This is a genomic window from Vreelandella halophytica (assembly GCF_968193635.1).
Genome location: NZ_OZ309107.1, coordinates 1,746,010 through 1,768,579 on the forward strand (window position 1 = coordinate 1,746,010; position 22,570 = coordinate 1,768,579).

Annotated in this window: 18 protein-coding genes; 3 read left to right on the forward strand and 15 right to left on the reverse strand. The window is 61.8% G+C overall.

Annotated features, from left to right (window positions below; genetic code table 11):
- Positions 1 to 72: 72 nt before the first annotated feature.
- The 9 genes from ACWHXT_RS08215 to ACWHXT_RS08255 all read right to left on the reverse strand — a co-directional run bounded on the left by ACWHXT_RS08215 (position 73) and on the right by ACWHXT_RS08255 (position 11,332).
- On the reverse strand, positions 73 to 1,992 hold the full coding sequence (locus ACWHXT_RS08215; RefSeq protein ID WP_447957895.1) for a DNA topoisomerase III: 1,920 nt from the start codon (positions 1,990 to 1,992) through the stop codon (positions 73 to 75).
- A gap of 110 nt (positions 1,993 to 2,102) precedes the next feature.
- A complete protein-coding gene (locus ACWHXT_RS08220) occupies positions 2,103 to 3,143 on the reverse strand; it encodes a porin (protein WP_447957896.1) in 1,041 nt (346 codons plus the stop codon).
- 113 nt (positions 3,144 to 3,256) lie between these two features.
- Positions 3,257 to 4,666, reverse strand: a complete 1,410-nt coding sequence (locus ACWHXT_RS08225; protein ID WP_447957897.1) for a histidine-type phosphatase — start codon at positions 4,664 to 4,666, stop codon at positions 3,257 to 3,259.
- A gap of 143 nt (positions 4,667 to 4,809) precedes the next feature.
- Complete coding sequence (locus tag ACWHXT_RS08230) at positions 4,810 to 5,811, reverse strand: LacI family DNA-binding transcriptional regulator (RefSeq protein ID WP_447957898.1); 1,002 nt, start codon at positions 5,809 to 5,811, stop codon at positions 4,810 to 4,812.
- Complete coding sequence (locus ACWHXT_RS08235; protein WP_447957899.1) at positions 5,786 to 6,409, reverse strand: dual specificity protein phosphatase family protein; 624 nt, start codon at positions 6,407 to 6,409, stop codon at positions 5,786 to 5,788. Before ACWHXT_RS08235 ends, ACWHXT_RS08230 begins: the two co-directional genes overlap by 26 nt.
- On the reverse strand, positions 6,406 to 7,215 hold the full coding sequence (locus tag ACWHXT_RS08240) for an inositol monophosphatase family protein (RefSeq protein ID WP_447957900.1): 810 nt from the start codon (positions 7,213 to 7,215) through the stop codon (positions 6,406 to 6,408). The genes ACWHXT_RS08235 and ACWHXT_RS08240 overlap by 4 nt, the downstream gene beginning before the upstream one ends.
- 81 nt (positions 7,216 to 7,296) lie before the next feature.
- Positions 7,297 to 8,400, reverse strand: coding sequence for an ABC transporter substrate-binding protein (locus tag ACWHXT_RS08245; protein ID WP_447957901.1), 1,104 nt, complete (start codon positions 8,398 to 8,400; stop codon positions 7,297 to 7,299).
- An 11-nt stretch (positions 8,401 to 8,411) separates the two neighbouring features.
- A complete protein-coding gene (locus tag ACWHXT_RS08250) occupies positions 8,412 to 9,524 on the reverse strand; it encodes an ABC transporter ATP-binding protein (protein WP_447957902.1) in 1,113 nt (370 codons plus the stop codon).
- Positions 9,525 to 9,526: 2 nt separating this feature from the next.
- Positions 9,527 to 11,332: an ABC transporter permease gene (locus tag ACWHXT_RS08255; RefSeq protein ID WP_447957903.1), complete on the reverse strand. Its 1,806-nt coding sequence runs from the start codon at positions 11,330 to 11,332 to the stop codon at positions 9,527 to 9,529.
- A 351-nt stretch (positions 11,333 to 11,683) separates the two neighbouring features.
- On the opposite strand from ACWHXT_RS08255, the gene ACWHXT_RS08260 reads away from it, so the two are divergent.
- On the forward strand, positions 11,684 to 12,946 hold the full coding sequence (locus tag ACWHXT_RS08260; RefSeq protein WP_447957904.1) for an ABC1 kinase family protein: 1,263 nt from the start codon (positions 11,684 to 11,686) through the stop codon (positions 12,944 to 12,946).
- A gap of 169 nt (positions 12,947 to 13,115) precedes the next feature.
- Positions 13,116 to 14,936 carry an SEC-C metal-binding domain-containing protein gene (locus ACWHXT_RS08265; protein ID WP_447958019.1) on the forward strand — a complete coding sequence of 607 codons (1,821 nt, stop codon included), beginning with the start codon at positions 13,116 to 13,118 and terminating at the stop codon, positions 14,934 to 14,936.
- On the opposite strand, the gene ACWHXT_RS08270 is transcribed toward ACWHXT_RS08265, so the two are convergent.
- Positions 14,933 to 16,288, reverse strand: coding sequence for an AmpG family muropeptide MFS transporter (locus ACWHXT_RS08270; RefSeq protein ID WP_447957905.1), 1,356 nt, complete (start codon positions 16,286 to 16,288; stop codon positions 14,933 to 14,935). The two genes, ACWHXT_RS08265 and ACWHXT_RS08270, sit on opposite strands and share 4 nt — an antisense overlap.
- Before the next feature lie 105 nt (positions 16,289 to 16,393).
- Between ACWHXT_RS08270 and ACWHXT_RS08275 the strand changes: the two genes are divergently transcribed.
- Positions 16,394 to 16,912, forward strand: coding sequence for an FKBP-type peptidyl-prolyl cis-trans isomerase (locus ACWHXT_RS08275; protein WP_447929005.1), 519 nt, complete (start codon positions 16,394 to 16,396; stop codon positions 16,910 to 16,912).
- A gap of 266 nt (positions 16,913 to 17,178) precedes the next feature.
- Here the strand turns inward: ACWHXT_RS08275 and ACWHXT_RS08280 are convergent, their stop codons facing one another.
- From ACWHXT_RS08280 to ACWHXT_RS08300, 5 genes are all read right to left on the reverse strand, one after another.
- On the reverse strand, positions 17,179 to 17,640 hold the full coding sequence (locus ACWHXT_RS08280) for a group I truncated hemoglobin (RefSeq protein WP_447957906.1): 462 nt from the start codon (positions 17,638 to 17,640) through the stop codon (positions 17,179 to 17,181).
- A 10-nt stretch (positions 17,641 to 17,650) separates the two neighbouring features.
- A complete protein-coding gene (locus ACWHXT_RS08285; protein WP_447957907.1) occupies positions 17,651 to 18,562 on the reverse strand; it encodes a DUF3034 family protein in 912 nt (303 codons plus the stop codon).
- A gap of 172 nt (positions 18,563 to 18,734) precedes the next feature.
- The gene (locus ACWHXT_RS08290; RefSeq protein ID WP_447957908.1) at positions 18,735 to 21,068 is read right to left on the reverse strand and encodes an EAL domain-containing protein; all 2,334 of its coding nucleotides are present in this window, start codon (positions 21,066 to 21,068) and stop codon (positions 18,735 to 18,737) included.
- A 57-nt stretch (positions 21,069 to 21,125) separates the two neighbouring features.
- Positions 21,126 to 21,797, reverse strand: a complete 672-nt coding sequence (locus ACWHXT_RS08295) for a Cupredoxin (protein WP_447957909.1) — start codon at positions 21,795 to 21,797, stop codon at positions 21,126 to 21,128.
- A 203-nt stretch (positions 21,798 to 22,000) separates the two neighbouring features.
- Positions 22,001 to 22,564 carry a transglycosylase SLT domain-containing protein gene (locus tag ACWHXT_RS08300; RefSeq protein WP_447957910.1) on the reverse strand — a complete coding sequence of 188 codons (564 nt, stop codon included), beginning with the start codon at positions 22,562 to 22,564 and terminating at the stop codon, positions 22,001 to 22,003.
- Between the last annotated feature and the right edge of the window lie 6 nt (positions 22,565 to 22,570).

Consider the following 22,570-nt stretch of genomic DNA (forward strand, 5'->3'; position numbering starts at 1 on the left):
TTATCTTATATCTGTTTTCGAATAGACTTTGGATTTCTTGTTAAGAAAAAAGCCGGTAGACCAGAGTTTTCACTAAGTCGTCTTCTTACGCGTTGCAGTGGTTTTGCGCTTGGTGTAGCGCTTTTTGGGTTTGCCGGCGCTGCGCTTGGCCGGGGTGGCCGCTTCGCCCTGGGCGCTTTGCAAACTTTGTCTTAGTTTGCCCGCATCGCTTTGGCCGAGCAGCCCGCGCAGGTCGTCGACCAGCGCTTGCTGAAAGGCGCCGGCATTGTCCTGGCGTTCGGCAATACCGCTTAGGCGCTGCTCCCAAAGCGCGGTGCGCTCCGGCGTGCTCACTGCACTGGGTAGCGCCGCAATTAGCGCGGTGCCCAGTTTTGTGGCGCGCAGCGCCTTCTGTTTGCGCACCAGATACCCCCGCTGCACCAGGGTTTCGATGATACCCGCCCGGGTGGCCTCGGTGCCCAGGCCGTCGGTGTCGCGAAGCGTGCGGCGCACCTCCACATCTTCCACGTAGCGGCCGATGTTCATCATCGCCTTGATGAGGCTGGCATCCGAAAACGGCTCCGGCGGGCGGGTCTCTTTCTCCTCGACACCTGCGTTCACGACCTGACAGGTTTCGCCCTGGGTAAGCGGCGGTAGCGGCGGGGCGTCTTCTTTAGTGGTGAACAGCGGCTTCCAGCCGGGGTCGAGCACGCTCTGGCCTCGGGCGCGAAAGGCTTCCCCCAGAATCTGAAACTCCGCCTTTACCTCAAAGGTTTTGAGCGGCGGGTAGAACTGGGCCATCACGTTGCGCACTACCAGGCGAAACACCTGGCCCTCGGTTTCCGAGAGCGCGGAGAAGTCCGCCGGTTTGCCGGTAGGCGCGAGCGCGTGGTGGGCGCCGACCTGCTTGTCGTTCCAGGCTTTCGAGCGCAGGCTGAAATCCGCGCCTTCTAGCCATTTCGTGAGGGTTTCATCGTTTTGACAGGCCCCGGTCAGGCTGCGCTTGGCAAGCGGCAAGTGCTCTTCGGGCAGGTAGCGGCAGTCCGAACGCGGGTAGGTAATCAGCGTGTGGCGCTCGTAAAGACGCTGGCACACGTCCAGCACGGCCTGGGCCGAAAGCCCGAAGCGCCGCGCGGCGTCCACTTGAAGCGCCGAGAGCGAGTAGGGCAGCGGCGCGTTCTGGCGCTTTTGCTGCTGGTCGAGTTGGGCAAGCGTGCCCTGAGCGCCGGGGAGCTCGCTCGCCAGGGCGTCGGCGGGGCCGCGCTCGACCAGTCGGCCCTGGTCGTCCAGGGGCTGGCGCTCGGTGGGTACCCACCAGGCGCGCAGTTGACCCTGGGCCACTTTGAGCTCGGCCCAGAGCGGATAAAACGGGTGGGGCTTGAAATCGCGAATGGCGTTGTCGCGGCGAACGATCAAACCCAGTACCGGGGTCTGCACGCGACCCACCGAGAGCACGCCGTCGTGGCCGGCCTGGCGGCCGGTGATCGTCCAGGCGCGGGTCAGGTTGATGCCATAGAGCCAATCGGCCCGAGAGCGCGCCTGGGCGGCCTGATAGAGCGGCTGAAACTCCTGATTGGGGCGCAGCTTGTCGAGGGCGCGCGCCACCGCCGGGCGGTTAAGGTCGCTCACTAAAAGCCTCGAGACCGGGCCTCGGTAGTTCAGATACTCGATCACCTCCTGCACCAGCAGTTGGCCTTCCCGGTCCGGGTCGCCGGCGTGAACCACCTCGCTTGCCTGTTTGATCAGCTTGCGAATCACCGCCAACTGACCGCGTGCCTGGCTGCGCGGCGCCAGTTTCCAACGGCCGGGTACGATGGGTAGCCGGTCCAGGCGCCACTGTTTGTCTGCCGGGTCGTAACTCTCCGGTGGGGCCTGTTCTAAAAGGTGGCCCAGACACCAGGTCACGGTGGTATCGCCGCATACCAGCGCGCCGTCCTGGCGCCGGGCGCTGCCCGGCAGGGCATCGGCAATCGCCCGGGCGAGGCTGGGTTTTTCGGCGATAATCAAGCGCATACGCGAAGGGCCTTCGAGTGATCAGAGCGCTCCATGGTAGCAGAGTCGACCCTTACACTCGAAAGCCCAAAAACGCTTGGGGTGTTATCCACCCCCGCCTGGCGGCGGCGCTAGAACTTGACCTCCATGCCGATACCGAATAGATCGTCCCGGGTTTGGCCGTCGACGTTCACGCGGTCAACGTTGTATTCGGCGTATACCTTGGCCCTGGGGATCGGCTGGTAGGAGACGCCGAACACGTACTCGTCGACACGCCGGCCCTGGTAGGCCAGGTCGTCCTCGGCCTCTTCATTGTTGTAGCCCGCCATGATCAGAAATTTGCCCAGCTCATAAGCGGCGGCCAGCTCATAGAAATGGCTGGAGAACGTCTGATCGTTGGCGGCGTTCATGGTCTTGTAGCCGTTGAGGGCACCGACGTAGAACGGGTCGAAGCGCCAGCCTACGCCCAGCCCCCAGCTGGTCATATCGCCCAGTGTGTCGGTGGTGCCTTGAAAGCTTTGGCGCTCATAGGCGCCGACGAAGTCGATTTCGTTGTCGGTGGTGTAGCGCGCCGAAAAGCTGTATTGGTAGTCGCGATCGCCTACGCTGGTTTCGCGAGGGCGGCGTTCATCCTCGAACACGTAGCTGCCGCGCAAGTCCCAATTGCCGATATCGTAGCCCAACGTCAGCTGGTCATCCTTTTTACTGGCAAAGGGTTTGACGCCGTTGATCTTGTTGTCGTTGGCCGAAGAACCATACAGCTCGAAAATATCCGTAACGTCGATGAGCTGGCTGGTCGAGCTTTTCGTCCGGCCGATGGCCATTTCGAGCTGATCCTGATAGCGAAAGCCAAGCCAGGCGTAGCGAACGTCGATGCCGTCGGTCTTGGCATCGTTTTCGTCCTCGGCGCTAAGCTGCCATTCGAGCTTACCCAAAAGGTCCAGCTCATCGGAAAAGCGGTACTTGAACTGGGGGCCCAGGCGCGCCTTACCGTCGCCGCCAAAATGCAGGCGCCTTGCTGGGTTGTCCTTGTCGTACTTGAAAGCGCCGGCTTCGTATTGCACTTTGCCTCGCAGGTCGACCCGAAGGTCTTCGTCCTGGTAAACGATGGCCGCGTGGGCGCTCTGAAACGCCGCAATGGCAACCAGTAGGGCGGTGAGTGAAGTCTTCATGTTCGTATCCCTTGATGAAATTTGGGCAGCAAGTGGCCGCTCCATTGATCGAAGGATCAAAAGAGGGCTTGGTTATCAGTGTGTTAATTCGTTGGGTTAAGGGCGCTTACTTGTTAAAAATCGTTTTTTAGCGCCTCGATATCGTCTTGTAGGGTGTCGCCCAGGGCGATTCCGCTTTCCTCGACCTTGTCGGCGTAGTACGCCTTGACGCTTTCCCACTCGTAATACGGGTAGGCCGTCGTCGCCACGGGAAACGCGACTTCGCGTTCGTTGTGCAGCATCTTGACCAAAAGCTCGCCGCTATTTTCGTAAAAGATCCACTGAATATTGGCCGCCATGGCCGTGATCGCTTTGCCATCCCAGGTCGTAATAACCCGCGCCGGGTCGTCCTGGCTTTCATCGGCGCCCTCGATTTCAAGGTACGCGGCCAGCGGCATGATCATTTCCGCGTGGGTAAAGTTGAAAATGCCGCTGGCGCTGTCCTCTTCGAGCGCTTCGTCGGTCGAGGTGATCAGCTCCTTGACCATGGGGGCGGCAATTTCCCGAGGCAGGTCGCTCGTGGTGAGCGAGGGCCCTTTGGCGTAGAAGGCGTCCATCAGGTCGAGGTCTTCGTACCAGGCCAGTTGCTCTTCGCTGAAGTACTGCCCGAAGTCGAAAGCCCCTTCGCGGGCGATGTTGGGCGAGATGATGTAGAGCTGGTAAAGATTGTTGGCGGCGTCCGTGGGGGTGGCGAGCTTGACGCGGCCTTTGGCGTCCTCCAGGGCGAATTCGCCCTGCGCCAGCTCCTCGAACAGTTCGTCGTCGATGAATTGCTCGAGAATATCCCGGGCGAAGTCGCGGGTTTCTGACCGCCCGTCGAGGTATGCCTCGAGCACCTGCTGCCATTCACCGCCGCTTTTGTAGTCGCGATACCGGGTCGCCAGGTCATAAGGTCTTAGGTAAGGGTCGCGGCCTTTGGCGTACTGCTCGGCGATGATCGGCGGGGTGGCATCGCCTAGCGCGCTTTGAAGCCCTGCCAGGAAGTGGTCGCGGCTTTGCGGGGTCCGGTCCTTGTAGGTGGCGTGGGCAAGGATTGGGCGGCCCTGTTCGAACAGCGCCGTGAACCGATCGCCCAGGCGCTCGCCTATCCCGTAAAGCTCCTCGCCGCCGAGGATCGAGAGTTCGCCGTAAACGCCTTCTTCTACCGCCATGAGTCGGGCGATTTGCTGGCGGAGTTCGCTTCCAGTGGCGGTGAGTTGGCCGCGCTCGTCGGCCAGGGTGAGCAGATCGAAAAGCGTTTTATCGTACTTGGCGCTGGAAAGGTGGCGCGAGCCGTGTCGGCCCGCGTACTGGATAAACACCGGCTGGTAGCCTTCCGGGGCCGGGGTGAGGTCGGCGGCCACGTAATCGTAGGGCGACTTGGTGCTGAAGTAGGTCGTGGCTTTAGCGTTTTCATCGTTTGCCTGGGCTTGCGCCAGGGCCTGGGTGGCGGCCAGGCCGCAGCAGAGCGCGGCGGCGCCCACGGACCAGTGAGTCAACTGCATGGGAAATCTCCTTTGGCGAGTCAATGACGTTATGTCGTTTTGGGCATACGGATGATGCGTGGCCGTTTTTCAAGGCACAGCGGGGCCCCTTCGCCGCGTCATGGCGAATAAAATCAAGGTGTTGAGTTTTTAAACGGTGGTGGCTAGCCTGGCCGGATGGTGTTACGCCACACCGGTCTTGCGGGTAGCTGGATGGTCTGGCCCGCCACGCGCTCGTCCGCCAACTGCTGGGCCACCGAGGCCGCTATCTCCTCGACCGGATGATGAAACGTGGTCAGCCCATAGCTTTCCCAGCTGGCTTGCTCGATGTTGTCGAAGCCCATCACGCAGACATCGCGCGGAATATCGAGCTTGAAGGTGTGCCGGGCGGTATCCAAAAAGCCGCAGGCGAGTAGGTCGGTGGTGCATAGCACCGCGTCCGGCCGTTTGGCGCGGCCGAGCAGCTGACGGGCGGCTTCCTGGCCGGTGGCGTAGCGGGTGGGGCCTGCGCGCACCGTGGTGACGGCAAGCCCCGCTTCGTCGATGGACCGAATGAACGCCTGCTCCCGGGCGAGCAGGCTGGGGGTGCCGGCGGTCGAGGTGACCAGCCCAAAAGAGCGGCAGCCCGCGCGATAGAACAAATCGAAAGCCTCCTGCATGGCCTCTTCATGGCCCAGGGTGATATGCACCGGGCCATCGAAGACCTGGCCTCGGTTCACCAGCACGACGCGCAGCCCGCTTTGGATACAGGTCTGAACGAGGGATTCGGCCGGTGCGCCGGAGAGCACCACGACGGCGCTCGCCCGGTATTGCAGGGCCTGGTGAAGGGCGCTCTCGACGGCCTGGGCTTCTCCAGAGGTATTGATCAGCATGACCGCCCGGCCAAGCGCCTGAATATGGCGGCTCACCGCCTCCAAAAGGCTCGAGAGAAACGGCGAGCCAAGATGGTTGCCGACCAGGCATACCGGCCGTGAACTCTCCTGGGATAGCCCGCGCGCCAGGTGATTGACGTGGTAATTGAGTTCGGCGGCGGCGGCGAGCACCTTTTGACGCGTCTCGTCGGAAACGCTGGCGCCGTCGGTGAACGTGCGCGATACCGCCGAGCGCGAAACGCCCGCCAAGCGTGCGACTTCTTCCGCGCTAGCAAACTTGCGTGAGCTGCTCATCGGGTGCTCCCTGACGCAACAAAGTGACCTGGTCGGCGGCGATGCGGGCCGCCTCCAGAAGTTCCGGCTTGGGCGTTTCGAACCACTCGTCCGGGTGCAGCTCGCGCTTTTGGCGCACGTGGGCCACCGCGCTTTCGAGCGTAGGGTAGCGGCTGGGCAGCTCCAGGTGCAGGAATAGCGCCACCAGCGTGACCGAGCGGCTGCGTCCTCCGCGGCAGTGAACCAGCACGTTGCCTTTTTCCCGCAGCGGGTACGAGGGCTTGTCCGGCAGGACCTGGTCGAGCGCGGCGCGAACGATGAAATAGCCCGCCAGTATCTGCTCGTGGGGGTTACCGGGGCCATCGATCATGCCGATCTTATAGTAGCGAAACGCGCCGGTGCCGTGCGTTAAACCGCCAGGCGCCGGGGCTGGCCCTGGTTCGACCAGGTTGATGTCGAGGTTGACCGCGCAGTTGATCACGGTCGTAATCCCGCGCTCGTGAAGTAGCGCTGGCTGGCTGGCAGCGTCGCTGTCGCCGATATAGAGCGCGACGTTTCGCCCGGGCAGTTCGGACTCGATCAGGCTCAGGGGCGGGCGCGGGTAGTGGATTTTGGTCATGCGATTTCAGGCTCTTCGAGTTGACTGCAGTGGGTTAGGGAGTCCGCGATACCCGGTGCCGCGGCAAGCACCGGGCCGCCCCGGTCGAGGGTGCCGGCCAAAGAGAGGTACGGCTGGGTTATCCCGCCGGCCTCCTTGACCATGAGAAGCCCCGCCAGGCTGTCCCAGGGGTTCATGTGCTGCTCGAGATAACCGTCGATACGGCCTTCGGCGACCCAGGCCAGCGCCAGGGCGCCGGACGCCCCGCGGCGTATATTGGCGCCCTGGCTCAAAAGCGCTTTTTGCACGCTCAAATAGTCGTGTAGGGAGGTTCGTGTCGACCAGCCCATCTCGATCGTGGCGGCGGTGAACGTATCGGTATCGGCGACGCGAATCGGGTCGCCGTTTTTGTAGGCACCTTGGCCGCGCTGGCTGAAATAAAGCTCCTGGGTGCAGGGGTTGTAAATAGCGCCCAGCTGGGTTTTGCCCTCATCCACGAAGGCGATACACACACAATAATGCGCAATGCCCCGGGCGTAGTTGGCGGTCCCGTCGATCGGATCGACGACCCAGGTCGCGTTACCCGTGAACTCACCGCCCGTTTCTTCGCCCAAAAAACCGTCCTGGGGAAAGCGCTCATAAAGCGCGTCACGAAGCGCTCTTTCGACCAACGTATCGGCTTCGGTCAAAAAGTCCTGGGGCCCCTTGAGCGTATAGCGCCCGGGCGTACGGTTTTCAAACAGGCGGTGTGCCGTAAGACCCGTTTGCTGAATGACCTCTTTGAGAAATTCAGCGCGGGCCTTCAGCGCGTGTGACGAAATGGGCATAGTAGTCCTTGGCATTAACGTTTTGAGCATTGTGTCTTGTTATTGAGCCGCCATTTTTAAGATAGCGTTTTGAAGTTGGCTTCAACGACGATAGTTGAGCATCCAAAGATCCTGCCACTCTTGGCGATTATCCCAGTCGTCGATGGCGGTACTCGGCGAGTAGTCGAATAGCTGTGCCTTGAAGGCGCCGATACCCGAGGGCTCTTGCGCGGGTAAAGCGATATCCGAGCGGGTTGAAATTTTTCCATCCACGGCCTGGGGGGCGATGCCTTCGGCGGTCAGCAGGTAATGAATGAAGAGTTTGGCGGCGTTGGGGCTTTGCGTGCCGCTGGCGATCAGCCCGATCGAAGGGTAGGTCCAGCCGATCCACGGGGTCAGATCCTCGCAGATTCCAAGCTTCATGCCGTTGGCGTTTTCGCGAAACTTGGCGGTACTGGTCAAACCGATAAAGCTGTCTTGCTGGTCCGGGGAGCCTACCGCTTCGGCGGCGTTGGAGTCCGAATCGGTGAGCAGCGGCGCGTTGGCCGCCAGCGCGCTGACCCAGGCCGCAGTGGCACTCTCTTCGCTTTCGTCGAGCGGGTGGCCATAGTGCGCCTCGAACGCCTCGGCCATCGCCTGGTCGCTGTGCTGCGCCATCTGGTTGAACCAGTCCACGTAAGAGGGCTTGCCCAACGGGTCCTGCATGGTGACATGGCGCGCCCACTCCGGGTCGGTCAACGCCCAGACGTTGTCGATAGGGCAGCTCTCGTGTAGCGCGGTGTTATAGGTCCATACGTTGGGCGCCATGACGATCGCCAGCGGGTCGCGGTAGCGCTCGCTGACCGTGTCGGCCATATCGTCGGGAAACCAGTTGAAGGCGAACCCGGTCTCGAGCAGTTGGGCCACGGCCGCCGGGGCATCGGCCAAAATGGCCACGTCGGTTTGGATGTTGTCAGCCTGCGCCTCGCGAATGATCCGCTCCAGCGTATGGGGCGCCTTCGACTTGACGCCTTCGGCTCGAACGCCGTATTTGGCAGAAAAGTTGGCCGCCTGCTCGACGATCTTGCCGGTCGAGTCGTAGACCGTGATGGCCGGCTCCTCGCGCGCGGCGGCGATGAGTTCATCGAGCGAACCTGGCTGTTCGGCAAAGGCAAGCGGCGTCGAAACGAGACTGACGGCCAGGGCGATTCTGGTTAGCGTGCGCATGGCGAATTCCTTTAAACGGCGTGCATGTAAGAGGTGGTGGAGGCGCTGTCGGGCGCCGCGTTGGCTTTTAAAAGATGAGGGCGTTCGAGGCGGCGGCCGTGGTGGTCAAAAAGGTGCAGATGCTGCGCCTGGATATGGCAGTAGGTGGCCTCGCCGGCCTTTACGCCGGGGCGCATTTGGGTCGAAAGGTGTAGCGTTTGGCCTTCCACTTCGAGCTCCAGTATCCAACTGCCGCCGGTGGGCATCACGTTTTGCACCCTGGCCGGCAAGGCACCGGCTTGTCCGGCACCGGCCAGGTGAATGTCTTCCGGGCGTATACCCAGGCTGTGCGTGGGTGGGTCCCCATTGAGCCGGCGGCCCAAACGGGACGCGGCGGCGACCTGGTTGATCGGCGGGTTGCCGATAAACTCGGCCACGAAACGGTTGGCGGGGCGGGCGTAAATATCGTCCGGGCTGCCGACCTGCTGAAGCGTGCCCTTACTCATGACGGCGATGGTGTCCGCCAGGGTCATGGCCTCCCACTGATCGTGGGTGACGAAGACGATGGTGGTGTCGAAGGCCTGATGAAGGCGTTTGAGCTCGGCGCGCATTTCGATGCGCAGCGAAGCGTCAAGGTTGGAAAGCGGCTCATCCAGCAGCAGTACCCTGGGTTTCAATACCATCATACGAGCGAGCGCCACGCGCTGCTGCTGGCCACCGGAGAGCTGGGACGGGTAGCGTTTGGCATAGGCGGCGATGCCGAGCTTTTCCATGACATCGTCGGTGCGGGCGCGCTGCTCGCGCTCGGGCAACTTGCGAAGACGCAGGCCAAAGGCGATGTTTTGCTCGACACTCATGTGCGGCCAAAGCGCGTAGCTTTGAAAGACCAGCCCCAGCTCGCGTTTTTCCGGTGCGACGAAGCATCCCGCCTTGGGCGAGTCGACCAGTTGGCTGCCAATGAAGAGCTGGCCCTGGCTCAGGTGCTCGAGCCCGGCGATCATGCGCAGCAGGGTGGTTTTGCCGCAGCCTGAAGGGCCGAGCAGGCACATGAAGTCACCGTCTTTGATCGTCAGGTCGATCGTGTCGACGGCCATCGTTTGGCCGCCGTACTGCTTGCCAATGGCGTCTAGCGTGATAGTCGGCATGATTAATGCTCCAGGCCCTGGGCCAGGCCCGTTTTGGTTAATTTTTGCGTCAGGATCGTGCCGCCCCAGGCGAGCAGGGCGATCATCAGGACAACGGCGTTGGCGGCCTGGGTGTAGTTGTAATCCACCAGCCGAAGTGAGTAGGTGGTCAGCACCTCGGTGGCCGGTACCGCCAGGATGATGAACAGGCTCACCCCCTTGATGCCGGAGATGAAGGGCAACACGATGCCCACGACCAGCGCCCCTTTTTGGATGGGAACGATGATGCTGACCATGCGCCGCCACCAGGTGGCGCCGGCGATCTGCGCCGCCTCTTCCGGCTCCTTGCCAAGCTGGGTCATGGCGGAAATCCCCGCCCGCGAGGCAAACGGCATTTGATCGGCAATCAGGGCGAGCATGAGAATCAGCGAGGTGCCGTAAAGCGCCGGCACGGGGCCGCGCTGTACCGCAAAGAGCGAAAGCGTGGCGGCGGCGAACGCGATACCCGGCACCAGGTAAGGCATGAAGGTGAGCTGGCGTAAACCGCTGGCAAGCCAGCGCCAGGGCGTGCGCGTCACGACATAGCCCACCAGCAGGCCCAGCAAACCCGCACAGATGGAGGCGCTACCCACGATACGCAGGCTATTGCCGGTGGCCGACCAAAACTCGGGCGTGAGCAGGATGCCGTTTTGCAGCGCGATCGTATCGAGGTCGGTGCCGATCCAGTAATCCAGCGTGAAGTTGGCGGCGTTGAAGCGCCCCGGGATATGCATGACCGTGGAAAGAAAGAGCGTGAGAAGCGGCAAGACGACGCCGATGATAAACAGGAAGGCGGCAAGCAGGGTGGCCGGTAGGCGCCAAACGCCCAGCGGGCGGCGGCGCTGCATGGCGCCTTTGCCCCCCAAAGTGACGAAGCGGCGCGCTTCGCGCATCAGGTATAGATCGATGGTCAGCGTGATACAGCCCAGCACCATGATGGCCCCGGCCAGTACGGAGGCTACGCCGGTTTGGCGCGAGGAAATGGACCGAAAAAGCGACGTCGAGAGCGTATCGAACTGCACCGGCAAGCCCAGAATATAAGGTACGGCGAATTCCCCCAGCGCATCGGCCAGAATCAGCACCATGGCGGACATCAGCGCCGGGCGCATGAGCGGTAAAATGATGCGAAACGCCACAGTGGTGCGGCCAGCGCCCATGATCCGCGCCGAGTCCTCGAGCTGGGAATCGAAGCGGCGCAGGGCGTTTCCAAAAAGCAGTATGACCAGCGGAATATAGTGCAGGGCGAGTATCAAAATCATGGGCACCGCGCCGTAGGCCAGCCAGTCCGGCGAATCATAACCCATGGACTCTACCCAGCCGGGCTGGCCGCCCATCGAACGGTTTTTAAAAAGCGTCGTCCAGGCAAGGGCGAAGGTCCAGGTGGGCAGCATGAAGGGCACGATCAGCGCGGTGGCAAACCAGCGCCGGCCCCAAAGGTCGGTACGGCTCACAACCCAGGCCATGACGCCCCCCACGACCATGGCGATGCTCATGGCGCCAATGGCGACGCCCAGGGTGTTGAGCAGCGGCTGCCAAAACAAGCGGTGGGAAACCGGGGAGGTGAACACGCGTTGAAGATAGTAGAGCGTAAAACTGCCCTGCTCGGTGCCGATGCGCTTGGCGTCGCCAAAGTTGACGTTGACGGCGTCCAGCAAAATCGACAGCACCGGCGCCAGGATCAGATAGCTGAACGTAGCCAATAAGGCCAAACCCAGCAGCGTCGCCGGATTTTTCAAGCTCAGCTGCAACGCTCGGTAACGGGGGAGCGGCGTGTGAATCGACCCGGCCATGAGTAGTCCTCGTAAACGCAATTGACAGCCGACGGCATCGGCCCGATATAAAACGCATTCTAGGAGGCGAACGTGACAGTACGTTTACATTTGCACATACGTGCAAATTTATTTCTTGTAAAATAAATCAATTAAAAACAGACGTTTAATATGTGTATTGGTGTTTGGATTGAACTGATTGAAGAAAAATTTGCACCTAAGTACGACCGGCTTTAATGAATGGAAGGCGTTTTGGTCAGCGCCTTTAAAAAAGCGGCCGGGCGCTGGCGAAGTGCGCTATGAGCTACGCTAGAAGAGGTATCGCGGATGCGGTAACTCTGGTGTCACCCCTTCAAAAAAGGATATGAAGCTATGCGCGATCGCGGAAGAACGCGGCGGTTGATGGGCCTGGGCGCCCGTACCGGCGGGGCGATGCTTAAAACCCGGCTGGGCGGCCAGGCGGACTGGCGCTCGCTCGGGGAGGCGCTGTTCGAAGGGCTTTCCGAGCTCAAGGGCCCGGCGATGAAGATGGCGCAGATGATGTCCCAGTGGGACGACCTGCTGCCGCCGGATTTGGCCGAGGAACTCGCCAGGCTGCAGCGCCAGGCCGAGCCGATGCCCTGGCCGCGCATCCGCGAGGCGCTGGTGCTCCAGTACGGCGATTTGGACGGCCACTTTAGCGAGATCGAAGAGCGGCCCTTCGCCAGTGCCTCCATGGGCCAGGTACATAAAGCGGTGACACTCGACGGCGAGACGGTGGTCTTGAAGGTACAGTATCCCGGCCTTGCCGAGGTGCTGGAGAGTGACCTGGTGCAATTGCGGCGCATCATGCGGCTGGGCCGCTGGTTCAAGGTGCCCCAGGCGCGGCTGGATGCGATGTTCGAGGAGCTCGCCGCGGGGCTACGCGACGAACTCGACTATACCGCCGAGGCGCAGGCGCTGGCCCGCTACCGCGAGCGCTACATAGACGAGCCAAGGCTGGTGATCCCGGAGCCCGTCATGGCGCTTTGCGGCACCCACGTGCTGGCCATGCGCTTCGTCGACGGTACGCCGCTGCGCGAGCTGGAAAGTGCTGATGATGCCACCCGCCAGAAGGTGGCGCAGGTATTGGCGGACTGGATCACCGAAGAGCTTTTCACCCATGGAGAGCTTCACGCCGACCCCCATGCGGGCAACTTCGCCGCCGACGCGCACGGGCGGTTGGTGATCTACGATTTCGGCGCGGTGATCCCCGTGCCCAGGGAGCGCCTTGCGGCAATGATGGCGCTTTTGAAGGCCACGTTGGACCAGGACCCGATGGCGATGGACGAGGCCATGGTGAAGATGGGCGGCCGCCAGGGCCAGGGCGCGCCGCTCACGCTTTATCGCGAAGCGGCGGAAAGCATTACCCCGCTTTTTGAGCCCGGCGAGCAGGACTTTGGCGATGTGCGCGTACACCAGCGCCTGCGCGAACTTTCGCCCAAGGTGTGGGGCGCGATGGACCGACTTCAGCCCCCGGCGGACACGCTGCTGCTTTCCCGCGCGCTCAACGGCCACTACTGGAATCTGGTGCGCCTAAAAGCGCGCTTGGACATGCACGAGCGTACCCGGCCGCTTTTAAACTGGGCTGGCCACGTGCCGCCGTCGACGCCTTAACGCTGCCGTGACGACATGGCGAATGACTCTTGAGGTGTGCGTTTGACGGGAGGCGGTCGAGCCGGCGCTCGACGCACAGTAACAGTCGTTCAACGCCCCGCCAATCCTCCTGCGAGAAGCCCCGTGCTCATGCTAGACTATGGCGCTTTCTAAACAGTGGAGTTGGCAAATGCTGGCGGTATGGGTCGATCAACTGCTGGGATTCGCCTCAGGGGCACTCTCGGCAATCAGGCAGCAAGAACACTATCCGGATTTCATGACCTGGGTTCGGGCGCAGGGTGCTGAGTACTTCAACGGCGATATAGCGACCGCCCAGGCGCTGGCGCCGATTCTTTGGTCGCAAGCACCGCTCGAACGTCTCGAATTCGCAAGCGAGCCGCTGGCCACACCCGGGCGCAACGAGCCCTGCTGGTGCGATTCCGGGCGCAAGTACAAGCAGTGCTGCCAACGGGTGAGTTTTCCCACCGAGATCCCCGACCAGGTAATGTGGATGCTTTCGCTCAAGGAGTGGAAGGGTGCCACGCTCAAGGCCGCCCTCGATAGCCACCACGCCCCGGCCCAGGCGCTTCTCGAAGCCGGGCTGATCGCGGCCGAAAGCGGCCAGAGCGGGCGCGCCATGCAGATTCTCGAGTCGCTTTTCGATGGCAGCGACTGGTCGCGCCTGCCCGACCAGGCCGAGCCGGCCTTCGAGATTCTGCTCGATATCTACCAGGAGCGCGGCTTCACCCGCAAGCGCGCCGACCTGCTTGACGACGTGATGGAGCGCGGGCCGATGTTTCTGCGCGGCGTCGCGCTCGAGCGGCTTTGCTTGATGCACCTGGATAACGACGACCTGGACAGCGCCCGCGGCGCGTTCATCAAGGCGATGCAGGCGCTGCCCGACTCGCCGACGCTTGCGTATATCGAGGCGATGCTGCTGCTTCACGAGGGGCACGAAGAGGAGGCGCGCGAGCGGGCCAACTTCTGGTATCGCCGGCTGGTGCGCCAGGGCGGGCTCGACGAAGAGCAGCTCGAGTTTCTCTCGGCGCTGGCCGATAACCCCGGCGCCACCCTTGCCGACCAGCTTTTGAGCGCCGAAGAGGACCTGGCGACGCCGCTGATCTCGCTACAGTCGCTGTTAGCGGCTCTACCGACCGCGCCGAAGCTCGATCTCAAGGCATCACAAGACGATACGCGCCTTTATTACACCACCACCGCCCGCGAAGAGACCCTCTTTGCCGCCTGGCACGAGCAGTTCCAGGTGTGGGTCGATGACGACGTAGCGCTTGGCTTTCGCGACGACCCTTGGGGCAACGCGGTGGAGTGGATGTCGGCGCTTTGCGCCAACCCGGAGTGGCTGGATTCGCCCCAGGTGATGCAGGATGTCACGCTAGCGCTGACCAGCCGCTTCGGCAGCCTCCCCTGGATGGCGCCGAGCCTTTTGGAGCCACTGGCGGTGCGCCTTTCGCGTTGGCTGGAGCAGGCCCGCGCTGCGGGTAGCGGTAGCCTCTGTTGGGACGACGCTCAAAACGTCATGCTGCTACGCACCGGCCTTGCGCTGGTGGTGGGCATGGAGCGCGGCGCCCGCCAACACTCCCGGGAGCTTGCCGAAGAACTGCTGGCCATCGACCAGGAGGATAGCCTCGGGCTCAAGGAGCTGGTGCTGGACCAGCTCTTGCGCGATGACCGCAACCGCGAAGCGCTGACGCTCACCGAGGAGTGCGAGAAAGACGACGGCTCCCAGGTGCTGGGGCTTTTGATGGGCAGAACCCTGGCACTTTATCGGCTGGCCGAGCACCAGGCCGCCGAAGGCGCGCTGAATCAGGCCGTGGCCCACAACCGCCATGCCCTGGAGCTTCTCTGCGCCGAGAGCCCCAAACCCTCGCTGCCCCACGCGGATGGCCAGGTCGACCCGGGTTCGCGGGCAGAGGCCTGGCAGTACCGCACGCTAATGCGCGATCAGTGGCGCACCACGCCGGGTGCGCTGGACTGGCTTTTAAAGCACCGCTAGCGCGGCGTCTCGAACAGCGTCTTGTCCTTGTTGACCCAGATTGCCAGCAGCACCGCCGGTAGCCCTAAAAGGGTCGCCACCAGGAAAAAGGTGGCGTACCCCTGGGCGCCGACCACCAGCCCGCCAAAGCCGCTCAAAAACTTGCCCGGCAGCGTCATCAGCGACGAGAACAGCGCGTACTGAGTGGCGGTGTAGGCCTTCGAGGTCAAACTCGATAAAAAGGCGATAAAGATGGCGCTGGCCAGGCCGTTGGCCAGGTTGTCGCCGATGATGGTGACGACCAGCATCGGCAGCTGGTCGCCGATCAGCGCGAGCGCGGTGAACAGCAGGTTGGTCACCATCACGAAGGCGGCGCCACCGATCAACAGCGGCTTCACCCCGTAGCGGGCCACTAAAAGCCCGCCCAGCACCCCGCCGGCAATGCTCATGGCGATCCCGAATATATTGGTCACCGCGGCGATCGTCTCGAGCGAAAAGCCCAAATCGATATACAGCGGGTTCGCCATCGAGCCCATGGCCAAATCGCTGATACGAAACACCGCGATGAAGGCCAAAAGCCCCAGCGCCTTGACGCCGAAGCGGCGAAAGAAATCGATGAACGGGCAGACCACCGCGCCGATCGCCCAGGCCACAAGGCGGCGGCGCCACTTGGGCTGGCCGCGGCTTTGGCGAAGATAGGCGCGCACGCTGGGCTCGTGTACCAGCTGAATGGTCAATGAGGCGCGCTTGGGTTCCGGGCGAACCAGCACGGCCAGCACGCCCACGCCCATCAGCGCCGCCATCGCCAGGTACGCTACCTCCCAGGAGTAGTGCGAGGCGACGTAGAGCGCCCCGGCTCCGGCGGCAATCAGCCCGCAGCGGTAACCGATGATGTAGGTCGACGACATGGCCGCCTGTAGATCGTCGCTGGCCGACTCGATCCGGTAGGCGTCCACGGCGATATCCTGGGTCGCCGAACCAAAGGCGACCAGCAGCGCAAACGCCGCCACGAACCCCAGGTTGCCCACCGGGTCGATGCCCGCCATGCCGACAAGCCCGGCGGCGATCGTCACCTGGGCGATGAGCATCCATCCTCGGCGCTGGCCAAAACCCCGCGTCAGCACCGGAAGCGCCAGCCGGTCGACCACCGGCGCCCAGAAAAACTTGATCGAATAGAGAATGCCGATCCAGGAGAAAAAGCCGATGGCCGCCACTTCGACCCCATCGCTTCTAAGCCAGGCCGAAAGGGTAGAAAACACCAGCAAAAAGGGCAGCCCCGCGGAAAACCCCAGAAACAGCATGGTGATCACCGGCGCGCAGAAGTAAACGGCCAGGGCGCTTTTCCAGCTGCGCCTGGGAGTAGGGGATACCATGGTGATAGGACTCCAGAAAAAGCCGTTAACGGTGGCCTTGGGAAAACGCGGCAGGATAAACTGGCCGCCTGAAAGAGCCGATAGCTTACCGGAGAGGAGTTTTCCGTGTCGATTACGTCACACCAGGTCGTCAGTCTGCATTACGTATTGAGCGACGTCCCCAGTCACGGCCAGCCCGAAGTGCTCGATGATTCCCAGGCGCGTCAAAAGCCTTTGGAATACCTTCATGGCCACGAGAACATTTTACCAGGCCTCGAGCGCGCTCTCGAAGGCAAGGCCCCGGGGGATGCGTTCAGCGTCACCCTTGCGCCCGTCGAGGCTTATGGTCTGCGTGACGAGGCGTTGATCAAAACCGTGAGTCAAACCGCTTTTAGCGGCGCCGAGCTCACCCCGGGCAGCCGCTTTCAAACCGAAGGTGAAGCGGGCCCGCAAATCGTGACGGTGCTCGAGGTCGCAGGCGATAAGGTCCGCGTGGACATGAATCATCCGCTAGCCGGGCGCACGCTTGCCTACCAGGTGAAGGTGCTCAGCCTGCGCGAGGCGACCCGGGCCGAGCTTGCCAAGGGCCATCCGCTGCCCCCGGGAACCGAGCATAAAAAAGTCGAAGATCGCAAGGTTCTTTGAGCGGTGCGCTTTAGAAAACCTTAACGGCTCAAAACGTGACCGAGATCACGGTTTTCAAAGCCGATGGCCGTTAAAGTAGTTGAAAGCGTTGGGCACGCAGCGTCTTTATGGTGTCGCTGCATGTGTGCATTTGCTTTGTCAGGGGGAAGGCGTCGAGCCTTCACTTAGCCGGCCGAGGAGGCCGGCTTTTTTTTGCCTATCGATCCGGGGTCTACGCGCAACAGGGCGTATCGAGCTTGGCCCAATGGGGCGTTCGTCGCGGCGAGCTATTGATAGCGCATGATATCGCCATGCATCGGCGCCAACCGGCCGAGCAGGTCGTTGCGCATGCCAAGCGGTACCCGTTGTGCCTGCAGGGCGGCGTCGAGATGCTCGACGAGTCGATTGAAATGGGCGTCGGTGATGCCCATGTTTTGGTGGGCTCGCTCCATGGGCGGGCCCTCGTAACGGCAAGGGCCGCCACTGACCTCGCAAAACTGGCTAGAGAGTGCGTCGGCCAGGTAGTCGATATTGGTATTGGCAAAAAAGCCGACGAGTGCCGGGTCATCGGCGATGCGATAAAGAAAATTCTCGACCACCGCGTCGATCGTGGCTTCACCGCCCATTCGATCATAAAGCGTTTCAGGCGGTGAGCTCGCCGCGCAGCTGGCAAGTGTCAATACACCGGCAAGCGCTCCCGCGGCAAAGAAGCCGGAGTGAGCACGGCGTTGGTTTTTCGAGCGTGTCATCGAGCCCCCTTTAAAAAGCTGCCTGAAGTGAAAGATAGCCGCCGCGCTGGGAGGGCAGGCCGGCGATGCTGCCAAGATCAAGCCAGGCGCCGGTCACCGACACGTGCTTGTTGAAGAAGTAGGCGCTGTAGATGCTTTGCCAGTCATCTTCCTGGGCCACGCTCAGGTTGTCGGGTTTTTGGCGATACTCGGTGCCCAGAACCCATTGCGGGGTGATGAAAAGCCCTACGCTTCCCTCCGCTACCCACTGGCGCCCCCCATCATCGCCGCCAAAACCCAGCAGCCCGCCCTGGTTGGCCTCGGTGTTGCGAAGCGTTGCATTGAGCAAAACGTTACGCCCGGCCACCGCCCCGAACAACAGCTTGCTGGCACTCAAATACCCATCGTTGCCTTGTGTACGGTGGGCGCCTAACGCCGTGGGGGTGCTGCCATCCACGAGGCGCTTGTGCTGAATGCCCGCGCTCCAGATCCCCCAAGGGTGATAGAGCACATTGCCCCATAAGCGCAGCTTGAGGCCATAAATATCCTGCTCCAGCTGGCCGCCATGGGTTTGTAGATCGAGGGTTTGGCGCGCGTAAGAGACCTCGACGCGATCGTAAATATTCGCGCTGGCACCCATGACCGTCAGGCGGTAATCGTCGAGCCATGCCCGGGACGCCGCGGTCGTCACCCCGATTTCCTCGGCGCTCGCCGTACTGGAAAGTACCGCCCAGGGCGATAACCCGCCCCCGGCGGCGCCTTCTATGGCGCTAACGCCCCCGGTGCCGATAATACGGCTACCGGCCCAGGCGTCGGTTACCGGAAGCGCCAGGCTCACCGCCGCAAGGCTTGCAAGCCACCAGGGCGTCTCCAAAAACCGCTTCATCGAAGCCTTTACGCAGGCTAAGGTAGGTGTGATGGCCGATACGGGTAAGTAGTCCATCCAGAAGATTCCTTCAGTATATTAGGCTCTGTCTGAAAAGTGCCTGCGCTCGACAATACGGCGTTAAAAATTGGCTCAAAATACTCATTTACACGTGTAAACTCCGTTTTTTCGCCAATTTTTGCCTTGTCTTGTCTTCGCTCGTCGACTTTTCAGACAGACCCTGGACCGATCAATCGGGCAAGGGGAGCGAGAGCGTCTCGAAATTATCCAGCCACCCCGTCAGCGCCTCGCTTGGCATCGGTTTGGCGATCCAGTAGCCCTGTAAATAGTCGCAGCCGAGCTTGCTCAAAAGCTCGGCACTGGCAAGGTTTTCAACACCCTCGGCGACCAGCCTCAGCCCCAGGCTATGCCCCATTTCGATGGTCGAGCGGACGATAGTGAAATCATCGGCCTGGGTATCCAGGGCGAGCACGAAAGATTTATCGATTTTTAGTTCGTTCACCGGCAGGCGTTTGATTTGGGCAAGCGAAGAGTAGCCGGTCCCATAGTCGTCGATTGCGATCGAGAGCCCCAGGCCGGCGAGTTCGAGCAGCGTTCTGGAGGCGATGTCTACATCCTGCATGACCGCACTTTCGGTCACCTCGACGCTCAACTGCCAAGGGGTGAGCTGGTAGCGCTCCAAAAGCGCCGCGATGCGCTCGCAAAGAAGCGGATCCATGACGTCGCTCGTGGAGAGATTGACCGCCACGGACAAGTGGTAACCGCGCTGTTTCCAGTCGTGCAGTTGCGCACAGACGTGGGAGAGCATCCACTGAGACAGCATGCCGATATGGCCGGAGCGCTCCGCGAGCCCGATGAATTCATCCGGGGGAATGAAGCCAAGCTGGGGGTGTTGCCAGCGCATGAGCGCTTCGCACTGATTGACCCGGCCCGTTTGCGTAGTCGCCTTGGGCTGGTAAGCCATCCAGAGCTCACCGTTGTCGACGGCCCTTTGAAGATCGCGAATCAGGGTGAGCTGGCGCTGGTGCTGCTCGTCCTGGCCCGTTTGATAGCGCTGATGCGTGCAGTGCGTGCGCTTGGCGGTATCGAGCGCGACATCCGCCCGGCGCAACAAAAGCTGGGGGGTGTCGCCATGTTCGGGGTAGTTGACTTCACCCGCACAAAGCGAAGGCACGATAGGCGATTTATCGAGGGTGATCGGGTGACAAAGCGTCTCGAAAAGGGGAGCGCGTCCGCTGGCGCTGCTGCTGGCCTGGCGGTGAATCAACAATAGCTCATCGCCGTCCAGCCGGTAGGCGGTGCTTTCGAAAGCCTTCTGGTTTTGCAGACGCTGGGCCAGGGTGACCAGCACGTTGTCGCCCACCGCGTAGCCGAAGGTGTCCTTGATATCGCGAAAGTTGGCAATCGCCAAACGCATGAGAGTGAAGGCGTTGCCGGCGTCGATGGCCGCGCGGATATCTTCTTCTGCGCTAACCCGGTTGGGAAGGTCGGTCAGCAGGTCGTGGCGCGACTGGTAGTGGAGCACGGCTTCGCGCTTTGCAATCTCGTCTTGCATGGTGAGCAGGGTCACGGCGAGCTGACGGGTCTCGCTACGCTGATTGCCCTGGCCCAAATCGGTGACGCGCTCGCCCTGGCCAATGCGCTTCGCAGCCTGGGCGAGCGCCATGAGAGGTTGGCTCATGCTGCGGGCGCTCCACATGGCCACCAGCGCCGTAAACAAGAGTATCAGCGCCACGATACCCAGCAGTTGCCACCATAGGGAGCGGTAAGCACCCAGCAGCTCGTTGCGTGATAGCTGCAAAAGCACGTGGGTTTGATAGGTGTCGTTGGCGTAGAGGGTACTGGCGTAGGAGAGGTACTCGTCGTCCGGGGTCATTTGGCTGGTGTTGGCGTACTCGCCGTCCCTCAGCTGTTCGCGGCTGCTGCTTGCAAGCTCCATCGCGACGGGCCCCGGGAGCGAGCTTGCCAGTTCGCTGATCCGGTCGCCTTGATAGGTAACGACGTTGATATCGAGGCCGGTCAACGCCTTGACCTCGTTGGTGACCGTTTCGTCGATCAAAAAGCCCATGCCCACCCAGCCGATTTGGTTGGGCGCACGAACCGGTAGCAGGGCGAACTCGTAGGGTTGGCCGTCGATGACCACCACACTGACCGCCGAGCCGTTCAAATTGGCGCGCTCGAAAAGCTTAGGAAAGGGCATTTCGCTGCCTTGCGCGTGATGACTACTCGCCAGAATACGCCCCTCGAGGTCGCTAAGAAGCACCGTATCGGCGTTGGCGCGGGTGCCGTGGTTGGCCAGCACCGAATAAAGCGTTTGATTATCCTGGGTGGACACCGCGCTTTTGAAACCGAAGTCGCCGGCGAGAATGGCAATATTCTGGCTGAGCTGCTCGCCACGAGACGCGAGCAGTTGATTAAAGACGTTGGCGCCCACCTCGAGGCGCTGATGGCCCTTGGCAATGATGTCGTTTTGGGTGGCGCGAAGAAACGCCGCGCCGGTGGCAATCTGCGACACGAGCACGACGGCGAGCAGGACCAGCATCAGGCGTGTGCGAAAGCGCATGGCATCCTCGAGCAGATAGCGCCTGTCGACGCCAGCCGATAACGAATCATCATGACATCAGCTCCCGGTGGCCTGTCTAAAGCGTTCTTGAAGCGGCGAAAGAGAAGGTGCCACGGGGGCGAGCGCGTTGAGCTCGAGGCGAACGTCCAGCGGTGCGTGCTGAGTGATCTCGCCTTCCCACCAGACTTGTTGGCGGTCGTCCAGCTGCGGGTGCCAGACCCGAACGCGGTGTTCCCCCGGGGGTAATTCGGGAAGATCCAACACACCGTCAGCGCCGGTTTTTTGCACGTAGGGCGCCTCGCTTACCACGATGAACGCCTGCATATTGTCGTGAATATTGCAGCCCAGCACGACGATACCCGACTGGTCGAACTCGATGGGCGGCGGCGTTTCCTGCAAGTAGAGGTTGAGTTCGAAGGTCTTGGCCGGTGAAAACGAATAAACGTGGTGGCGCGTCGTATCCTGGTTAGGAAACGAGACGAAGCTGCCCACGGGCACGGCCAGCACTCGGGGCTGAAACGCCGCATTGCGTTGATAGATACGGCCTTCTTCGGTGGGCGTATCCGCCTGATAAGGGGCGTAAACCTCGACCACCGCATCCTCGAGCGGCTGGCCACTTGTATCACTAACCGTAATGACCGCCCCGTAGCTATAAGAGGCCATCGCTAAAAGAGCCAGCACAGCGGCGCGTGCCGAACCTGCAAGGATACGACGGGTGGATAATGCCACGAGGCCCCCGGTTTGAATTGAGAAATAATGAACTTAATAGTGTGTCGCTTGACGTGAAAAGTCATGTTATCCGTTTAACGATAAGCCAACTTAACTAAAAAGAGTACTAGAAAGAAGCGGACCTTGAGGGAGGAGCTGGCAGGTACGTCTAACAGGTACGTATAACGGGGAGGTATCAAAAGGGCGTGAAGCCGCTATGACCGCTAGCGCCAGGCGGACTGCCAGGCGCGCATTACCCGCTCCGGGTACCAGGTTTTGCCCTGGCTTCCGTTATAGCGGGCCAATGCCCGGGTAAAGTCGCCCCCTTCTACGGCCAGGTAGTGGGCCAGAATCGTACAGCCGTAGCGAAGGTTGCGGTCAGGATGGGTCAAGTCGTCCATGGGTAAGCCAAGCTCGGCTACCCAAAAGGGCATGATTTGCATCAGGCCCACGGCGCCAGCGGTGGAGACCGCTTCCTGTTTGAAGGCGCTCTCCACCTCGATCAGCGCAAGCACCAGGCTGGGGGGGAGCCCCGCCAAGTGCGCCTCCAGGTAGAGGCGGGTCAGCAGAGCGTCGCGCTCGGCGGGGTCGGCAATGAACCTGGCAAGCGGCGGGTGCATGCGCGCTCGCCACTGGCGCATCTCGACACTCAACGCGTGCTGCTCGGCGCTGCCCGCGGCCTCGAACGTCGAGCGAAGCGGCGCCTCGGCCACGGCGACAAGCGGCGATAGGGCCAGGCATAGCGCGCTCGCCCCTACCAGGCGCCAAAGCCGCGCCGACACGCTCACAGCCGG